This window comes from Streptomyces rubrogriseus, assembly GCF_027947575.1.
Classification (GTDB): Bacteria; Actinomycetota; Actinomycetes; order Streptomycetales; family Streptomycetaceae; genus Streptomyces; species Streptomyces rubrogriseus.
On sequence record NZ_CP116256.1, the window covers coordinates 1,812,792 to 1,829,028 of the forward strand.

The 16,237-nt window shown below is 72.8% G+C and carries 19 protein-coding genes; 4 read left to right on the forward strand and 15 right to left on the reverse strand.

Annotation, left to right across the window (positions count from 1 at the left end):
- Nucleotides 1–51 precede the first annotated feature (51 nt).
- From Sru02f_RS07880 to Sru02f_RS07910, 7 genes are all read right to left on the reverse strand, one after another.
- Nucleotides 52–705: a LuxR C-terminal-related transcriptional regulator gene (locus Sru02f_RS07880; protein WP_109031738.1), complete on the reverse strand. Its 654-nt coding sequence runs from the start codon at nt 703–705 to the stop codon at nt 52–54.
- Nucleotides 690–1,967 (reverse strand): sensor histidine kinase, encoded by a 1,278-nt coding sequence (locus Sru02f_RS07885; protein ID WP_109031739.1) that lies wholly within the window; start codon nt 1,965–1,967, stop codon nt 690–692. The genes Sru02f_RS07880 and Sru02f_RS07885 overlap by 16 nt, the downstream gene beginning before the upstream one ends.
- A gap of 52 nt (nt 1,968–2,019) precedes the next feature.
- The gene (locus Sru02f_RS07890; protein ID WP_109031740.1) at nt 2,020–3,054 is read right to left on the reverse strand and encodes an SDR family oxidoreductase; all 1,035 of its coding nucleotides are present in this window, start codon (nt 3,052–3,054) and stop codon (nt 2,020–2,022) included.
- Nucleotides 3,055–3,124: 70 nt separating this feature from the next.
- Entirely contained in the window at nt 3,125–3,712 is a 588-nt protein-coding gene (locus Sru02f_RS07895; protein ID WP_109031741.1) for a winged helix-turn-helix domain-containing protein, read from the reverse strand.
- Nucleotides 3,713–4,052: 340 nt separating this feature from the next.
- A complete protein-coding gene (locus Sru02f_RS07900; RefSeq protein ID WP_109031742.1) occupies nt 4,053–4,982 on the reverse strand; it encodes a DUF6891 domain-containing protein in 930 nt (309 codons plus the stop codon).
- 55 nt (nt 4,983–5,037) lie between these two features.
- Nucleotides 5,038–6,069, reverse strand: a complete 1,032-nt coding sequence (gene glnII / locus Sru02f_RS07905) for a glutamine synthetase (RefSeq protein WP_109031743.1) — start codon at nt 6,067–6,069, stop codon at nt 5,038–5,040.
- A 136-nt stretch (nt 6,070–6,205) separates the two neighbouring features.
- Nucleotides 6,206–6,682 carry a MarR family transcriptional regulator gene (locus tag Sru02f_RS07910; protein WP_174855066.1) on the reverse strand — a complete coding sequence of 159 codons (477 nt, stop codon included), beginning with the start codon at nt 6,680–6,682 and terminating at the stop codon, nt 6,206–6,208.
- A 169-nt stretch (nt 6,683–6,851) separates the two neighbouring features.
- Between Sru02f_RS07910 and Sru02f_RS07915 the strand changes: the two genes are divergently transcribed.
- Nucleotides 6,852–7,724 carry an alpha/beta fold hydrolase gene (locus tag Sru02f_RS07915; RefSeq protein WP_109031745.1) on the forward strand — a complete coding sequence of 291 codons (873 nt, stop codon included), beginning with the start codon at nt 6,852–6,854 and terminating at the stop codon, nt 7,722–7,724.
- A gap of 3 nt (nt 7,725–7,727) precedes the next feature.
- Here the strand turns inward: Sru02f_RS07915 and Sru02f_RS07920 are convergent, their stop codons facing one another.
- Together Sru02f_RS07920 and Sru02f_RS07925 are read right to left on the reverse strand one after the other, a co-directional pair.
- Complete coding sequence (locus Sru02f_RS07920) at nt 7,728–8,399, reverse strand: RlpA-like double-psi beta-barrel domain-containing protein (protein ID WP_109031746.1); 672 nt, start codon at nt 8,397–8,399, stop codon at nt 7,728–7,730.
- A 118-nt stretch (nt 8,400–8,517) separates the two neighbouring features.
- On the reverse strand, nt 8,518–8,877 hold the full coding sequence (locus tag Sru02f_RS07925; protein ID WP_109032088.1) for an arsenate reductase family protein: 360 nt from the start codon (nt 8,875–8,877) through the stop codon (nt 8,518–8,520).
- Between the two features lie 174 nt (nt 8,878–9,051).
- Between Sru02f_RS07925 and Sru02f_RS07930 the strand changes: the two genes are divergently transcribed.
- On the forward strand, nt 9,052–9,366 hold the full coding sequence (locus Sru02f_RS07930) for a hypothetical protein (protein WP_109031747.1): 315 nt from the start codon (nt 9,052–9,054) through the stop codon (nt 9,364–9,366).
- A gap of 54 nt (nt 9,367–9,420) precedes the next feature.
- On the opposite strand, the gene Sru02f_RS07935 is transcribed toward Sru02f_RS07930, so the two are convergent.
- The 4 genes from Sru02f_RS07935 to Sru02f_RS07950 all read right to left on the reverse strand — a co-directional run bounded on the left by Sru02f_RS07935 (nt 9,421) and on the right by Sru02f_RS07950 (nt 12,631).
- Entirely contained in the window at nt 9,421–10,608 is a 1,188-nt protein-coding gene (locus tag Sru02f_RS07935; RefSeq protein ID WP_109031748.1) for a winged helix DNA-binding domain-containing protein, read from the reverse strand.
- 86 nt (nt 10,609–10,694) lie between these two features.
- On the reverse strand, nt 10,695–11,273 hold the full coding sequence (gene pspAB / locus Sru02f_RS07940; RefSeq protein ID WP_109031749.1) for a PspA-associated protein PspAB: 579 nt from the start codon (nt 11,271–11,273) through the stop codon (nt 10,695–10,697).
- A gap of 9 nt (nt 11,274–11,282) precedes the next feature.
- Entirely contained in the window at nt 11,283–12,197 is a 915-nt protein-coding gene (gene htpX, locus Sru02f_RS07945; RefSeq protein WP_109032089.1) for a zinc metalloprotease HtpX, read from the reverse strand.
- A gap of 62 nt (nt 12,198–12,259) precedes the next feature.
- Nucleotides 12,260–12,631 (reverse strand): winged helix-turn-helix transcriptional regulator, encoded by a 372-nt coding sequence (locus tag Sru02f_RS07950; protein WP_109031750.1) that lies wholly within the window; start codon nt 12,629–12,631, stop codon nt 12,260–12,262.
- Between the two features lie 113 nt (nt 12,632–12,744).
- Between Sru02f_RS07950 and Sru02f_RS07955 the strand changes: the two genes are divergently transcribed.
- Nucleotides 12,745–13,584 carry an SDR family oxidoreductase gene (locus tag Sru02f_RS07955; RefSeq protein ID WP_109032090.1) on the forward strand — a complete coding sequence of 280 codons (840 nt, stop codon included), beginning with the start codon at nt 12,745–12,747 and terminating at the stop codon, nt 13,582–13,584.
- A 21-nt stretch (nt 13,585–13,605) separates the two neighbouring features.
- Here the strand turns inward: Sru02f_RS07955 and Sru02f_RS07960 are convergent, their stop codons facing one another.
- Together Sru02f_RS07960 and glnA are read right to left on the reverse strand one after the other, a co-directional pair.
- Nucleotides 13,606–13,866, reverse strand: a complete 261-nt coding sequence (locus Sru02f_RS07960) for an SCO2583/SCO2584 N-terminal domain-containing protein (protein ID WP_016326052.1) — start codon at nt 13,864–13,866, stop codon at nt 13,606–13,608.
- Nucleotides 13,867–14,037: 171 nt separating this feature from the next.
- A complete protein-coding gene (glnA, locus tag Sru02f_RS07965; protein WP_003976617.1) occupies nt 14,038–15,447 on the reverse strand; it encodes a type I glutamate--ammonia ligase in 1,410 nt (469 codons plus the stop codon).
- A 220-nt stretch (nt 15,448–15,667) separates the two neighbouring features.
- Here glnA and Sru02f_RS07970 point away from each other — a divergent pair, with 220 nt between their 5' ends.
- A complete protein-coding gene (locus Sru02f_RS07970; protein WP_109031751.1) occupies nt 15,668–16,135 on the forward strand; it encodes an RDD family protein in 468 nt (155 codons plus the stop codon).
- The last annotated feature ends 102 nt before the right edge of the window (nt 16,136–16,237 follow it).

The following is a 16,237-nucleotide window of genomic DNA, read 5'->3' on the forward strand; positions in this document are numbered from 1 at the left end:
CCGACTCGGGAATTGCTGGGGCCGGTGGGGCCCCCGGGACGCGTCACAGGGTCAGCGGCCGCGGTCCAGATACGCCAGAACCGCCAGGACACGGCGGTTGTCGTCGTCCGAGACCTCCAGGCTCAGCTTCGCGAAGATGTTCGCCGTGTGCTTCGCGATCGCCCGCTCGGTGACGACGAGCCTGCCCGCGATCGCCGCGTTGGTCCGGCCCTGCGCCATCAGCTCCAGCACCTCCAGCTCGCGCGGGGTGAGCCGCTCCAGCGGCCGGTCCTCCGCCGCGCGCCGGCTCAGCAGCTGCTGGATGACCTGCGGGTCCATCGCCGTACCGCCCGACGCCACCCGCCGTACGGCGTCCACGAACTGCTCCGCGTCGAAGACCCGGTCCTTGAGCAGGTAGCCCACCCCGCCACTCCCGTCGGCCAGCAGCTCGCGCGCGTACAGCTGCTCCACGTGCTGGGAGAGGACCAGCACCGGCATTCCGGGCCGGTCGCGGCGGGCCTGCAACGCGCACTGCAGGCCCTCGTCGGTGAGCGTGGGCGGCAGCCGCACGTCGACCACGGCGACGTCCGGCTCCAGTTCGGCCAGGGCCCGGGACAGTTCGGGGCCGGTCTCGACGGCCGCGGCGATCTCGAAGTCGTGGGCCTCCAGGAGCCGGACCAGTCCGTCGCGCAGCAGGAACAGGTCTTCGGCTAGGACAACGCGCAAGGGATCTCCATGGTGACCATGGTGGGGCCGCCCGCGGGCGAGCTGACGGCCAGGACGCCGTCGAATGTACCGAGTCGGCGCTCCAGGCCGGCCAGGCCCGAGCCCGCTCCGACCACGGCACCGCCCTTGCCGTTGTCGGTGACACAGACGCGCAGCCGCCCCTCCGTGTAGTGCATGTCGACCCAGATCCGGTCGGCGCCGGAGTGCTTCACGGCGTTGGTGAGGGTCTCGCTGACCGCGAAGTACGCGGCCGACTCCACGGGGGCGTCGGCGCGGCCGGGCAGGTCCACCTCGACCTCGGCGGCGACGGGCAGTCGCAGGGCCAGGGCGCGCACCGCGTCGCCCAGGCCGCGTTCGGCGAGCACCGGGGGATGGATGCCGCGCACCAGTTCGCGCAGCTCGGTGAGGGCGTCGGCGGAGGACTGCCGGGTCTGCGCGAGCAGTTCCCTGGCCTTCGCCGGGTCCTTCTCCAGCAGTGCCTCGATGGTGCCCAGGTCCATGCCGACGGCGACCAGCCGGGCCTGCGCCCCGTCGTGCAGGTCGCGCTCGATGCGGCGCAGCTCGGCGGCGGAGGTGTCGACGGCGTCGCGCCGGGTCTCGGTCAGCACCCGTACCCGCTCGGCTAGTTCGCCCTGGCCGGAGCCGAGGAGCGCGCCGGTGAGCCGGAAGTGGGCCTTCAGCGCGAGAGGGCTGAGCCGGACGGCGGCGACGAGGAGGGCGGCGCCCAGGCACGCGGCGTACAGCGCGGTGATCTGGTCGGTCACGGGCACGAAGCCGTACCAGTAGGTGTCGTCCCAGGCCCGCCACAGCCCGGCCGCGATGACGAAGCCCTCCAGCGGGTAGAGCACCAGCGCGAAGGCCAGCAGCGCGCTGACGAAGCCCGCCGTCATGTCGACCGGCAGCCACAGGACGTCCCGCCAGGTCGCCGGGTCACGGAGCATCCCGAAGGTACGGGCCCACGGGTTGGCACCCTCGGGCAGCGGCCGGTACGCCCGCGGGATCCGCACCCCGCCCCACTCGGCGGCGAGCAGCCGCCGCCAGTCCGCGAACGCCCGTACCCCCGTCAGCACCCACGACGTGGTGACGATGCCGACCCCGATCGGGATGAGGGCGATGGACACCACGGTCAGGCAGAAGCAGATCACCGCGCCGGGCAGGGAGACGAGCGCCAGTGCAAGTCCCCGTACGGCCGACAGCGCCACGCCCCGCGTCCGCCCGGATGTCTGTGGCCGCCCCGTGCCGCTCTTCGTCTCGATGCTCATGGCGTCAGTCTCGCCGAGGCGACGGCGCGGGGCACGGGGCCGACCACCCCGATCAGGGGGTGGTGTCAGATACACCCCCGCCGGGTCCGTCGGCGGCGAGGACCTTCGCCTCCGTCTCCGGGTCCAGGCCGACCGGTGGCCGGTCCGGGCGTTGGGGTGCCGTGCCGCCGAGGGTCCGCAGCCAGGCCCAGGTGTCGGCCGCGGTGTCGCCCACGGACCGGCAGACGAGGCCCGTCGCCAGGGCCCTGGAGACGTCCGCGCTCTGCAGGGCGTCGTGCAGGTCGCTGCCCGGCGGGGTCCACACCGGCAACTGGCCCCACGGTTCGACACCGGCGGCCAGGACGGTCTCGGGGGCGGTCCAGCGCAGCTCCGCGGTGCCGCCCGTGACCGCCGCGCAGGCTTCGAGCAGGCCGCCCATCGTGGTGTGCCCCGGCGGGGAGACCAGGTTGTACGGCCCGCTCAGCTCCCGCTCCACCGCGCCGAGCACCCAGTGGGCGAGGTCACGCACGTCGACGTACTGCAGGGGCAGGTCCCGCGGTCCCGGCGCGAGGACCGGGCCGCCGCGGGCCAGGCGGTTCAGCCACCAGGGCAGGCGGCCGACGTTCTCGTACGGGCCGAGGATCAGCCCGGCCCGCACGAGCACCGAGCGGTCCGCGCCGAAGGCGTCCAGGACGGCCAGCTCGGCGCCCCGCTTGTCCCGGGCGTAGTCGCGCTGCCCGGCGTCCGGCGAGGCGCCCCCGACGAGCGGGGCGTCCTCGGCGTACCCGGCGGGCGGGGCCCAGGCGTACACCGAGCAGCTCGACACGTACACGTACCGTCCGGCGCGCCGCCGCAGCAGCCGGGCCGCGTCCCGCACCGCGTGGGGCGCCGCCGACCAGGTGTCGACGACGGCGTCCCACGTTCCCTCGGCCCCGGTCAGGGCGGCGAGCCCGTCGGGTGCGGTGCGGTCGCCGTGCAGCACCCGCGCTCCGGGGGGCGGGGCGTGCCGTCCGCGGTGCAGGACGGTCACCTCCCAGCCGCGGCCGAGCGCCGCCTCGACCACGGACCGCCCCACGAACTCCGTACCGCCCAGCACCAGTAGCCTCATGCGGCCACTGTGCCGGGCGCGGTGGCCGGAGGGAACGCCGCTCTGCCGTCGGCAGAGCGGCGGCGCGGGCTCAGCGCCCGGTGGGCGGCGTGTACTTGTAGCCGACGCGCCGCACGGTCTGGATCGTCTGCCGGTGCTGCGCGCCGAGCTTCCGGCGCAGTCGGGCCACGTGCACGTCGACGGTGCGGCCGTCGCCCACGTGTCCGTAGCCCCACACCGTGGTGACCAGCTGGTCGCGGGTGTGCACCCGGTGCGGATGCGCGACGAGGTGCGCGAGCAGTTCGAACTCCAGGTAGGTCAGGTCGAGTTCGCGTCCGTCCACGGCGGCGGTGCGCCGGGCGGGGTCGATCCGGACGAGCGGGTTCTCCGCCCGGTCCCGGCCGGGGTCCTGGGCCCGGGGCTGGTCCGGGTCCCGGAACGGCGGCTGCTGGTCGGCCGGGACGAGGACGAGGTAGCCGACCATCGGCGGGTGTCCCGGCAGTGCCGGCAGGGAGTGCGCGGGCGCGGGCAGCCAGGTGGCGCCCGGCGGCAGCAGGTCCACGACGTCCGCCACCTCGTCCGGGGCGACGGCGCGCAGCCGGTGCCGGGGGCCGCCGGAGTCGGGGCGGGCGGTGGGGGAGTCGAGGGTGACGGTGGACAGGGAACGGGTGGTCGCCATGAGACGTCAGCTCTTTCGCGCGAGAGGTTCGTCGGGAGGGGCGACGGGCGCGAGTTCGTGGTCGGGCGCGTCGCGGGACGTACGTCGTGCGCACCGGCGGCAGGCGCGGAAGGCCTGTGAGGTGGGGCTTCTAGCGGGCCGGCGCGGTCGTCGCGCGGCAACACACCCGGTCGAAGTCGTCGTGCTGACGGGAAGGCCAGAACGGCTCGAGGTCATGGCGACCCGTCGCTGCGTACTTCCGGAAGCTGGCCATGGGCTCATTGAAGCAGACGGCGGCGGGGGAGAGGAGACTCCTCTCAGTGCGTGGACGCCGACTGGCCGGAACCGGCCGCCGCAGCGGTCAACCCTCCAGCCTTTTGCGCCAGTCCAGCGGGGCTACGGCGATCGCCCGGCCCGGGTCGCCGTTCCACTCCGTGGACAGTCCGGATTCCGCGAAGGCCGCCACGACCTCGTGGCCGACGGCCGTCGTCGTCTCCTCGGAGCCGTCGAAACCGCCGTAGTGCAGCGTGAGCCCGTGTCCCTCGGCGGCGGCCTCGGTGCTCTGCCGGTGGAAGAAGACGAAGCCGCGGGCGCCCTCGCGCTCGGCGCCGATCTCCGCGGTGCCGCAGCTCCGGCAGCAGGTGAAGTTCTCCCGGGCGGTGACACCGGCCGCGTCCAGGGCCTGGAAGACCCGGGTGAGGCGGTCCGGGTCGGTGGTCTCCTCGCCCCAGGCCGCCTGCTCGGCCAGCCGCTCCCGCCACAGCCGGTCCACCGACCGCCAGGCCTGGGCCCGGGACACCGGCCGCTCCCCGTACTCGCCGCCGACGAGGTGCTCCTGGGCGGCCTGGACGAGCGCCTTGCGGCCGTCGTACCCGCAGCGCAGCCGCTCCCGGATCAGCCGCTCGATCTGCTGCCGGACCTCGTCCGGCAGCTCCGGAACGTCCTCCTGGGGTCCCAGGTCGATCGGCTCCCAGGCGACGCCCGCGTCCCAGCCGGACTCCTGGCGGGCCCAGCCGGTCAGGAGGTCGGCCACGCGGTGGGCGTCGTCGAGGTCGGCCCCGAAGAACGCGTCCGCGGCGGCCCGGTGCTCCAGCCGGTACTCCCCGCCCTCCTTGTGCCACACCTGCGCGAACACGTCGGGGATGTCCGGTATCCGCTGCACCACCAGGAAGTGGTCGCCGGCGTGGCCGATGCGCGACACCAGCTCCCGCAGCTCCGCCGCCCGGATCCGGGTGTGCGACTGCCCGTTCTCCGTCTCGACCCCGATGGCGAGGACACCGTCGATCTCCATGTCCCCACCCTCGCACGCGCCACTGACAACGCGGCCGGGTGGCGGTGGCTCGGGCTCAGACCTGGCCGGCCTTCTCCAGCGCCGTGCAGCAGGTGTCGACGAGCAGGCGGGTCACGACGTACGGGTCGACGTTGGCGTTGGGACGCCGGTCCTCGATGTAGCCCTTGCCGTCCTTCTCGACCTGCCACGGGATGCGCACCGAGGCGCCGCGGTCGGAGACGCCGTAGGAGTACTCGTTCCACGGGGCGGTCTCGTGCAGGCCGGTGAGGCGGTCGTCGATGCCGGCGCCGTAGTTCTTGACGTGGTCCATCGGCTTGGAGCCCTCACCGAGGGACTCGGCGGCCGTGACGATCGCGTCGTAGCCCTCGCGCATCGCCTTGGTGGAGAAGTTGGTGTGCGCGCCCGCGCCGTTCCAGTCGCCCTTGACCGGCTTGGGGTCGAGGGTGGCGGAGACCTCGAAGTCCTCGGCGGTGCGGTAGAGCAGCCAGCGCGCCACCCACAGCTGGTCGGAGACCTCCAGCGGCGCCAGCGGGCCGACCTGGAACTCCCACTGGCCGGGCATGACCTCGGCGTTGATGCCGGAGATGCCGAGTCCGGCCTTCAGGCAGTTCTCCAGGTGCGCCTCGACGACGTCGCGGCCGAAGATCTCGTCCGAGCCGACGCCGCAGTAGTAGCCGCCCTGCGCGGCCGGGAAGCCGCCCTCGGGGAAGCCGAGCGGGCGGGCACCCTTGAAGAAGGTGTACTCCTGCTCGATGCCGAAGATCGGCTCCTGCGCGGCGAAGCGCTCGGACAGCTCGGCCAGCGGGGCACGGGTGTTGCTCGGGTGCGGCGTCATGTCCGTGTCCAGGACCTCGCACAGCACCAGGATGTCCTCGCCGCCGCGGATCGGGTCGGGGCAGGAGAAGACCGGCCGGAGCACGCAGTCCGAGGAGCTGCCCTCGGCCTGGTTGGTGGAGGAGCCGTCGAAGCCCCAGATCGGCAGGGCGTCCAGGCCGGCGGGGGCGTCCGTGATGATCTTCGTCTTGGAACGGAGCTTGGCCGTCGGCTCGGTGCCGTCGATCCAGATGTACTCGGCCTTGAAGGTCACGGGGCCACATCCTTCGGGGTGGGTCTCGGCGCACGTGCGGGTGCGGCGGCGCGGGGGCGGCAGGGGTGCCGCGTCTACTGCCGTGCAGCGTGCCAACGGGCGATTTCCCGGCCGTTGCCCGTATGTGAACCCCGTGTTACCCGGGCTCGTTGTGGCGCGGCTCACCCCCGTCGTCCGCGGCGGCCTCCCGTACGCCGGTCAGGAAGCCCCGGATCGCCGCCAGTTCCCGCTCGTCGTAGCCGCGCAGCAGCTCCACCGCCCGCCCGATCAGCGGGCCGAAGTGGGACCAGCCCAGCGCCACGGCCCGTTCGTCCACCTCGACGGTGACCCTGCGCCGGTCGCGTTCGTCGCGCACCCGGCGCACGTGACCGGCCCGCTCCAGCCGGTCGACCAGCGCCGTCGTGCCCGCGGAGTTCAGCCCGAGGGCGGCGCCCAGGTGTCCGGCGGTCGTCGCCCCGCCCGCCCGTGCCGCGTCCATGAGCGCGATGAGGGCGCGGACGTCGGTGGGGTGCATGCCGTTGCGCTGCGCGAACCGCGCGCTGTGCGCGCCCAGTTCGACGGTGACCGCGCGCAGGAGATGGACGATCTCCAGCTCCGGTTCCGGGTCGGACATGCGGGTGCTCCGTTCGGTCTCTTCCGGCTCTGCCATCTCTGCCATCTCTGCCGTTTCTTCCGACTCTTCCGGCGCTGCGACGATCGCCTCGCTCGACAAGTATCTCGTTCAGCGAGGTAATATCGGGGAAACCAGGAACAGGGAGCAAGCGAAACAGGGGGCACCGCTCATGAGCGCTCGCGGTCCGTACGACGCCGGCCGTTTCCACGACGCCTACGACAAGGTCATGGCCAAGTGGCCCACGGGGACCGAGTCGGTGACCGTACCCACCCCCTTCGGCGAGACGCACGTCCACCTGACCGGCCCGGCCGACGGTCGCCCCCTCGTGCTGCTGCCGGGCGGCGGTGCGGCGACCTCCGCGTCCTGGTACGCCCAGGCCGCCGAGCTGTCCCGCACCCACCGCGTCCACGCCGTCGACCTGATCGGCGCGCCGGGCCGCAGCACACCGGCCGGCGACCGCCACCCCCGTACGGTCGCCGACCTGGCCGGCTGGCTGGACGCGCTCCTCGACGGCCTCGGCATCGCGGAGACGGACCTCGGCGGGCACTCCTACGGCGCCTGGATCGCCCTGCACCACACCCTGCACGCGCCCGGCCGGGTACGCCGCCTGTTCCTCCTGGACCCGACCCAGTGCTTCGCCGGGTTCAAGGCGGCCTACCTGCTGCGCGCGCTGCCGATGCTGCTGCGGCCCACGCCCCGCCGGGTCCGCGCCTTCCTGGAGTGGGAGACCGGCGCGACCCCGCTCGACGCGGACTGGCTCGCCCTCCAGGAGGCCGCCGTCGGCTTCCCGGAGCGCAGGCCGGTCACCGGACCGCGCCCGGCCCCGGAGGCGCTGCGCGCCCTGGACGTGCCGGTCCTGCTGCTCCTGGCCGGGAACAGCAGGACGCACGACGCCGCCGAGGTGGCGGCCCGGGCGCGGACCCTGCTGCCGCACGTGGAGACGGAGGTCCTGCCGGACGTGTCCCACCACGCGCTGCCCCAGTCCGCGCCGCCCGGCCTCGGCCGCCGCCTCGGCGACTTCCTCACCGCGCCCGTCGGCTGAGCCTCAGCCGACCTTCTCGATCAGCGCCCGCCGGATCAGGAACTTGCCCTCCTCCCGGACCTGTTCGAAGGCCGCGTTGTTGAGCAGGGCACAGCTTCCCGAGACCGAGTTCACCTCCACGGTCGTGGACTTGTCGTTGTCGAGGTTGGTCACCCTGAGCTTGGTGCCCACCGGGAACTGGTTGCTGGAGGCGGCGGGCGCGCCGCCCTCGCCGGAGAGGGTGACGGTGGAACCGGCGCAGACCTGCTCGCCGGCCTGCGCGGCGCCTCCGGCCTGGTCACCGGCCTGGTTTCCGGCCTGGTCACCGGTGTCCTGCCCGGACTGCGGCGGCTGCGCGGCCTGGGGGTCCTGAGCCGACTCCCCGACCGCGCACCCGGACGCCGCCTGCTTGCGCTCGATCTCCGCGACGACGGCCTCGCGGTTCTCGATCCGGGCCTGCGACTGCGCGTCGGGATCGGCCCGCTGGCCCTCGATGAACCGCTGGTTGTTGCCGAGCGCGGTGGCCAGGCCCTGGCAGACGCCCGGGTCCTGGGCCGCCTTGGTCCGCGCCTCCGGGGCGGTCTGCGCGGCGTTCGACGCGTTCGCCGCGAGGAAGGCGCCGCCACCGGCCACCGCGGCGGCGCAGACCAGCAGCGCGATCTTCTTCTGCGTACCGAGAGTTCTCCTGCGCGACATGCGCGCCTCCTGAAGAGGTAGGGGAGCGTACGCCGTTATGTACGAGATACCGAACGGAGTTACTCACCGGTCGCGCCGATGCGCGCACGTAACCTGCGTCACACCGCCGGGCCCCCGTCTACCGGGACAGGGCGTCCCGGACCGCCTCGTCGGTGCGGCCCACCACGGCCGTTCCGTCGTCCGCCGTGATGATCGGGCGCTGGATCAGCTTCGGGTGTTCGGTGAGCGCGGTGATCCAGCGGTCGCGTGACGCCTCGTCACGGGGCCAGTCCGTCAGGCCCAGTTCCTTGGCCGCCGCCTCCTGGGTGCGGGTGATGTCCCACGGTTCGAGTCCGAGCCGGCTGAGCACCTCGCGGATCTCGTCCGCGCTCGGTACGTCCTCCAGGTAGCGGCGGACGGTGTAGTCGGCCCCCTCCGCGTCGAGCAGACTGATGGCGCTGCGGCACTTCGAACAGGCCGGATTGATCCAGATCTCCATGCCGGACACGGTAGCCGGAGGGTCCCGAAACTCTTTCACCACGTGGGTCCCAGCGGCCCCGAAAGGCCTTGTGGGCAGGGGCTTTTGTCAGTGGTGGGCAGTAAAATAGAAGCAGTGTTCGAGGGTGTCGCCGGGAGGTCCGGACGGCGCCGCGACCGCGACCGGAGGATGCCTGTGCCCGCTGCCGCACTGAAGCCGAAGCCGTTGCCCACCCAGTCCACCACCAAGCGGCCCGTCCTGCTCGACCTGCCGTACGAACCCGTGGAGAAGCGTCCGCTGCCGGCGGGCCGCCCCCGCGAGTGGTACGTGACGCACAACCGCCGGCTCAAGGCGATGCGGCTCGCCATCGCCCTGCTCGACTCCGGCGTCTACCTGCCCAACCAGGCGCGCAACGAGAGGATACGGAGCGCTGCCCTGACCATCGGGGTCCACCCGCCGTCGGACACCACGTGCCACATGGTGCGGGCGTTGATGCGGTACTCGCGGTGAGCGGGACGCCGGGTGCCCTTTCCGCTGAGGGCGCCCGGCGTTCGAGGGCCTGCGCTACGCCGACAGCTCCCGTTCCAGCGGCGTCCGGAACCGCGGCGTGATCCGGGTCGTGCCCACCCAGGACGACAGGCGTTCCGCCTCCGCCCGGATCGCGGCCTCGGCGTCACCGCCGACGTCCTCGCCGGCCGGCAGCCGCCAGACGATCTCGCCGTCGGCGCGCTGGGCCCAGCCGCCGACCACCACGCCGTTCCACCACACGGTCGGTCCCACGTTGCCGCTGCGGTCGAAGAGCATCGGCCGCAGCTCGGGGGCGAGGTACCAGTCCCGCTGCTGCCAGCCCATCGCGGTGGGATCCAGCGCGGGCAGCAGCGCCGCCCACGGCTCGGCGGGTCCGGCGACCGGGCCGGTGTCACCGGAGACGACGTACCCCGTGCCCTCGTCCAGCGAGACCGCCTCCGCGCCGATCGCGGTCAGCGCGCGGCGCACCTCCGTCACCCGCCAGCCGGTCCACCACTTGAGGTCGTCCTCGGTCGCCGGACCGCATGCCGTCAGCCACCGGCGCAACAGCTCGGCCTGGGCCTCGCCCGGATCCAGCTCGGGATGCTCCGGCGCCGGTGCCCAGCGGAACTGGCTGGACGTCCACGAGCCCAGCGGCCGCCCCCGCACCACCTTGCCCTCCACGCCCAGCACCCTCAGCAGCTGGGTCGAGACGGTGTGCACCCCCTCGTAGCTCTTCCCGGCCGCGTAGACGTACTGCTCCTTGAGACGCGGCTCGTCGCGGGCCAGTTCGGCCGCCGTGGCCTGGCCGCGCCGGGCCAGCGCGGCCAGCGCGGACTCCTCCACCTCGGTCAGCCAGGCGGCGTCCGGCGCCCCGGCCGCCGCCATGTTCTTGAGCAGTCTGGCCCGCTCCCGGGCGGCGACGGCGCGGCCGGTGGAGGCGTGCACGACCGCCGTCAGCCCGGTGGGGAACACGAACACCGTGTGCCGCATGCCGTGCATCCGGACCAGCGCCCCGTCCTCGTACAGCGCCCGCTCCGTCTCGCCCACGGTCTTCGCCGCGTCCGCCAGCCGCGCGCCCACGGCCAGGTGCACCGCCGCCGGGTCCGTGCCGTGCAGCGCCACCAGCGATTCGGCGACCTCCTCCGGGCTCCCCGCCCGCGCGGCCCCCGCCAGCCGCTGCCGCAGGGCCAGCCGGTGCCGCCGCTCGGCCGTCCCGATGTGCCGTCGTCCGCCGTCATCCATGGGGCCCTCCGCCCGTCGTCACGTCCGTAGCGTCCTCGGTACGGACATCGTGCCCGACCCCACTGACAGGCGGCGGCGCACGGCGGTCAGAGTCCGGGCGCGCCCCACACCGGGAACCAGCGGCCCAGGTCGCCCTCCACCGGCAGTTCGTCGCCGAGCGCCGCCCGTATCCGCAGCTCCAGCGCGTTGTCCCGCCGTCGCCGTTCGCCGGGCAGGGGCGCGAAGGGGTAGAAGGTGCCGCGCTTGTAGAGGTAGACGAGGGCGAGCCGCCGCCCGTCGTCGTCCACGAAACCGGCCAGGGAGCACAGCAGCCGCGGGCCGAACCCGCCCGCCTCCAGGGTGGTGTTCACCGCGTGCAGGTCGTTCACCAGGAGGGGCAGCTCATCCGGGGAGCGCTGCGAGACGAGCCAGGAGTACCCGTAGGAGTCGTGGACCGGCTCCACCGGGGTGCGGCCGGCGTCCGCGTCCAGCAGGGCGCGGATCTCGCGGTGGGTGCGCTCGAAGGCGGCGCCCTCGACCGTCGCGAAGCACACCGCCCCCTGCCCGGTCGGACGGAACCCGGCGGCGGCCTCCAGGCCCACCGCCGCGGAGGGCAGGGCGAAGAGCCGGTCCAGATCCGGGGCCACGGCCCTGGAGCGGCCGAGCAGGATGTCCAGCAGTCCCATGCCCGCGCCTCAGGCCCTGCCGGGCGCCGGCGCCTCGCCCAGCTCGGTGGAGATCCGGCCCAGCTGGTCGAGCCGCTGCTCCAGGCTGGGGTGGGTGGCGAAGAACCGGCCGAGGCCGGGGTCGCTGCCGAAGGCCGGGGTGAAGTAGAAGGCGTTGAAGGCCTGGGCCGTGCGCAGGTCCTTGGTCGGGATGCGGGCGATGTCGCCGGTGACCTTGGTGAGCGCCGCCGCCAGGGCCGAGGGGCGCCCGGTGAGCAGGGCCGCGGCCCGGTCGGCCGCCAGCTCCCGGTACCGGGACAGGGCCCGGATCAGCAGGAAGCTGAGCGCGTACACGGCCGCCGAGACGCCCATCACGACCGCCAGCACGGCCATCGTGTTCTGGTCCCGGCGCCCGCCGAAGAGCTGGGAGTAGAAGGCGAACCGCACGATCAGCCCGGCGATCACGCCCAGGAACGACGCCACCGTGATCACCGCGACGTCCTTGTGCGCCACGTGCGACAGCTCGTGCGCCAGCACCCCCTCCAGCTCCGCGGGCTCCAGCCGCCGCAGCAGCCCGGTGGTGACGCAGACCACCGCGTTGTCCGGATTGCGGCCGGTGGCGAAGGCGTTCGGCATCTCCATCTCCGACACCGCGACCACCGGCTTCGGCATGTCGGCCATCGCCGCCAGCCGGTCCACCACCCCGTGCAGCTCCGGATACTCCTCCCGCTCCACGACCCGGCCGCGCATCGCGAACAGCGCGATCCGGTCGGAGAACCAGTACTGCGCCCCGAACACCAGCGCCACGATCACCACGACCAGGACCCAGGACTTCAGCAGCGCGATCAGCGCGGCGACGAAACCCACGTACAACAGGCCGAGCAGGAACAGGGTGATCCCCATGCGCACGGTCAACCGCCGGTCACTCCGGAAGCGGCTCTGCATCTCCACCACCTCGCAGTCGGGCACTCGTCCCGCTGTCCAGTGTGCACCCGGCGCACCGAAGGTCAGGCGGGACCGAGCGCCGACAGCCGCCGGGTGATCCGGTCGAACAGCTCCGTCAGCGGCTCGCCGACGTCCCGGCCGAACTCGGTCAGCCCGTACGTGACCTGCGGCGGCGTCGTCGGCTCGACCTTCCGCCAGACCAGACCGTCCTCGACCAGCGCGCGCAGGGTCTGGGCCAGCATCTTCTCGCTGATGCCCCGGATGCTCTCGCGCAGCTCGTAGAACCGGAGGTCGTTGCGGCGCAGGGAGATCAGCACCCAGACGCCCCACCTGCTGGTCACATGGTCCACCACGTCCCGCGCCAGGCAGTCGGTGTGAAACACGTCATACCGCCCGCCGGTCTCGACCCGTCTGTGCTGCACGCCTTCCGTCATGTCATGAGCTTACCTCCAGGTATGCCCTTACCAGGAGTTAGCCGCCCCTCCTAGCGTGAACGCCCTCGGAGCACTTCCGAGCACCTTTGAGCACGTCCGACAAGGAGCTGATCATGATCGTGGTGACCGGGGCGACCGGAAACATCGGCCGGCCGCTGACGCGGGCGCTGGCGGAGGCGGGCGAGCAGGTGACGGCGGTGTCCCGGCACCCGGCGGCGGTACCCGACGGCGTCCGCCACCAGGTGGCCGACCTCGCCGAGCCGGCCGGCCTGCGGCCCTCGCTGGCCGGGGCGAAGTCGCTGTTCCTGCTGCTCTCCGGCGATCTGCACGCCCTCGGCGCCAACCCCGCCGACATCGTCGCCGAGGCCGTGGAGAGCGGGGTCCGCCGCATCGTCCTGCTCTCCACGCTCGGCGTGGTGACCAGGCCCTTCGGGGCGACGCGGATCGCCATGCGCGAGCTGGAGGACACGGTGCGGGAGTCCGGCCTCGAGTGGGCTCTGCTGCGGCCGGGCGGCTTCGCCTCCAACGCCCTGTGGTGGGCCGGGTCCGTCCGCGAGCGACGGGTCGTCGCGGCGCCCTTCGGCGACGTCGGGGTGCCGGTGATCGACCCGGCCGACATCGCGGCGGTGGCGGCGGCCTGCCTGCTGGAGGACCGGTACACCGGCGACGCGTACGAGCTGACCGGCCCGGAGGTGATCACTCCGCGCGGGCAGACGGAGGCCCTCGCCGCAGCGCTCGGCTCGCCCGTGGCCTTCCACGAGCTGACCCGCGAGGAGGCCAGGGCCGCCATGGCCCGGAGCATGCCGGCGGAACTCGCCGACGACACCCTGGACATCGTCGGCAACCCGAGCCCGGCCGAGCAGCGCGTCAGCCCGGACGTCGAACGGGTCCTCGGCCGCGCCCCGCGCCCCTTCGCCGACTGGGCCGCCCGCAACGTCACCGCGTTCCGCTGAGACCGGGGGGGCCGGACAGGCCTAGTAGGGCGCCCGGAAGTTGACGTAACCGAGCAGCACGATCACCGCGGCCACACAGCCGAGCACCACGACGGTGGACACCCACGACGACCGGCGCCGCGAGCCCACGTGGTCGGGGTCGGCGCGGAAGGGGACCGGGCCGGGCGGGTTCTCCTTCCAGCGCGCGGCGAGCATCCGGGCGCGCGCCGAGGGCTCCTTGTGCTCGGCACCCTCCGCCCACCTCAGGTCGTACTCGCGCTCCTCGTCGTCGCGATCCGGCATCTCCGGCACTCTCCCCGTCCCCCCGACGTCAACCTGACTCGAACAACCGTGTCAGTGAACATGATCCCGGCCCGCCCGCACCCTGTGAAGGGTTTTCGGCCACGTACGACGGCGCCCCCGCCCCCGGGAGACGGGGACGGGGGCGCCGGTCGGATCGGCGGGACCCGTCGATCACACGTCGAAGTACATCTCGAACTCGTGCGGGTGCGGACGCAGCTGCAGCGGCGCGATCTCGTTGGCGCGCTTGAAGTCGATCCACGTCTCGATCAGGTCCGGCGTGAACACGTCGCCCTGGAGCAGGAACTCGTGGTCGGCCTCCAGACGGTCCAGGACCGCGCCCAGCGAGGTCGGGACCTGCGCCACGTTCGCGTGCTCCTCGGGAGCCAGCTCGTAGAGGTCCTTGTCGATCGGCTCGGCCGGCTCGATCTTGTTCTTGATGCCGTCCAGGCCCGCGAGCAGCAGGGCCGAGAAGGCCAGGTACGGGTTGCCGGAGGCGTCCGGGGCGCGGAACTCGACGCGCTTGGCCTTCGGGTTCGAGCCCGTGATCGGGATGCGCATCGCGGCCGAGCGGTTGCGCTGCGAGTACACCAGGTTCACCGGCGCCTCGAAGCCCGGCACCAGGCGGTGGTACGAGTTCACCGTCGGGTTGGTGAAGGCCAGCAGCGACGGGGCGTGCTTGAGGATGCCGCCGATGTAGTAGCGGGCGGTGTCCGACAGGCCGGCGTAGCCCTGCTCGTCGTAGAAGAGCGGCTCGCCGCCCGACCACAGCGACTGGTGGACGTGCATGCCCGAGCCGTTGTCACCGAAGATCGGCTTCGGCATGAAGGTCGCCGTCTTGCCGTTCTTCCAGGCCACGTTCTTCACGATGTACTTGAAGAGCTGGAGGTCGTCCGCGGCCGCGAGCAGCGTGTTGAACTTGTAGTTGATCTCCGCCTGGCCGGCCGTGCCCACCTCGTGGTGCTGGCGCTCGACCTGGAGGCCGGACCGCTCCAGCTCCAGGGAGATCTCGGCGCGCAGGTCGGCGAAGTGGTCGACCGGCGGGACCGGGAAGTAGCCGCCCTTGTAACGGACCTTGTAGCCGCGGTTGTCCTCCAGCGCACCGGTGTTCCAGGCGCCGGCCTCGGAGTCGATGTGGTAGAAGGACTCGTTCTCGCGGGTGGCGAAGCGGACGGAGTCGAAGACGTAGAACTCGGCCTCGGGACCGAAGAACGCCGTGTCGGCGATGCCCGTCGAGGCCAGGTACGCCTCGGCCTTCTTCGCCACGTTCCGCGGGTCGCGGGAGTACTGCTCGCCCGTGATCGGGTCGTGGATGAAGAAGTTGATGTTGAGGGTCTTGTCCCGGCGGAACGGGTCGACGCGCGCGGTGGACAGGTCGGGACGCAGGGACATGTCCGACTCGTGGATGGCCTGGAAGCCGCGGATCGAGGATCCGTCGAAGGCCTGCTCGGCGTCGGGGTCGAACGCCGTGGCGGGCAGCGTGAAGTGCTGCATGACGCCCGGCAGGTCACAGAACCGGACATCGACGAACTTGACGTCCTCGTCCGCGATGAACTTCTTGACGTCGTCGGCGTTCTGGAACATCCAGCTCCTCCTACTCCCGACCGTCCCGCCGGGTTGGTAGATCGTTCGTGCGGCCAGTGCGGGTGGCACACGCTTCCTCGACCCTAGGGACGGGTGATTTCTCGGGCGTGACCCATTTGTTTCGCAGAAGTTAACCGGCTCCCTACCCAGCCTAGGCCGGATCGGGGGCCCGCACACCCCGCCGTCCCCGGTACGTATACGGGCGCAGTACCGTGTTCGGGTGGACAACAGGCAAGCAATCGGATCGTGGCTCTCCGGCCCTCGCGCGGCCGTGGAAGACGCCGGCGCCGATCTCGGACACCGCGGCGAGCAGCTCGGCCTGCCCGAGGAGGGCCCGGGTTCGATCGCCCGCCCGGGCAGGCGGCTCGGCGCCCTGGCCGTCGACTGGGCCCTGTGCTCCCTGATCGCATACGGCCTGATCACGGGCAGCTACGGGCAGACGGCGAGCAACTGGGCGCTGCTGATCTTCTTCGTGCTGAGCGTGCTGACCGTCGGCACGGTCGGCTTCACCCCGGGCAAGCGCCTGTTCGGCCTGCGCGTCGTGGACCTCGCCACGGGCCGCCCCAGCCCGCTGCGCGCCCTGCTCCGCTCGGTCCTGCTGTGCCTCGCCCTCCCGGCGCTGATCTGGGACCGCGACGGCCGGGGCCTGCACGACCGGCTGGCGCGCACGGTCGAAGTCCGGATCTGATCCGCCGCGCGCCTCACGTCTCGCGCGGTACGAGGCCGGTGGGGCGAGCGGTACGAGGCCGGTACGGCGATGGGGGCGGCCCGAGTGATCGGGCCGCCCCCA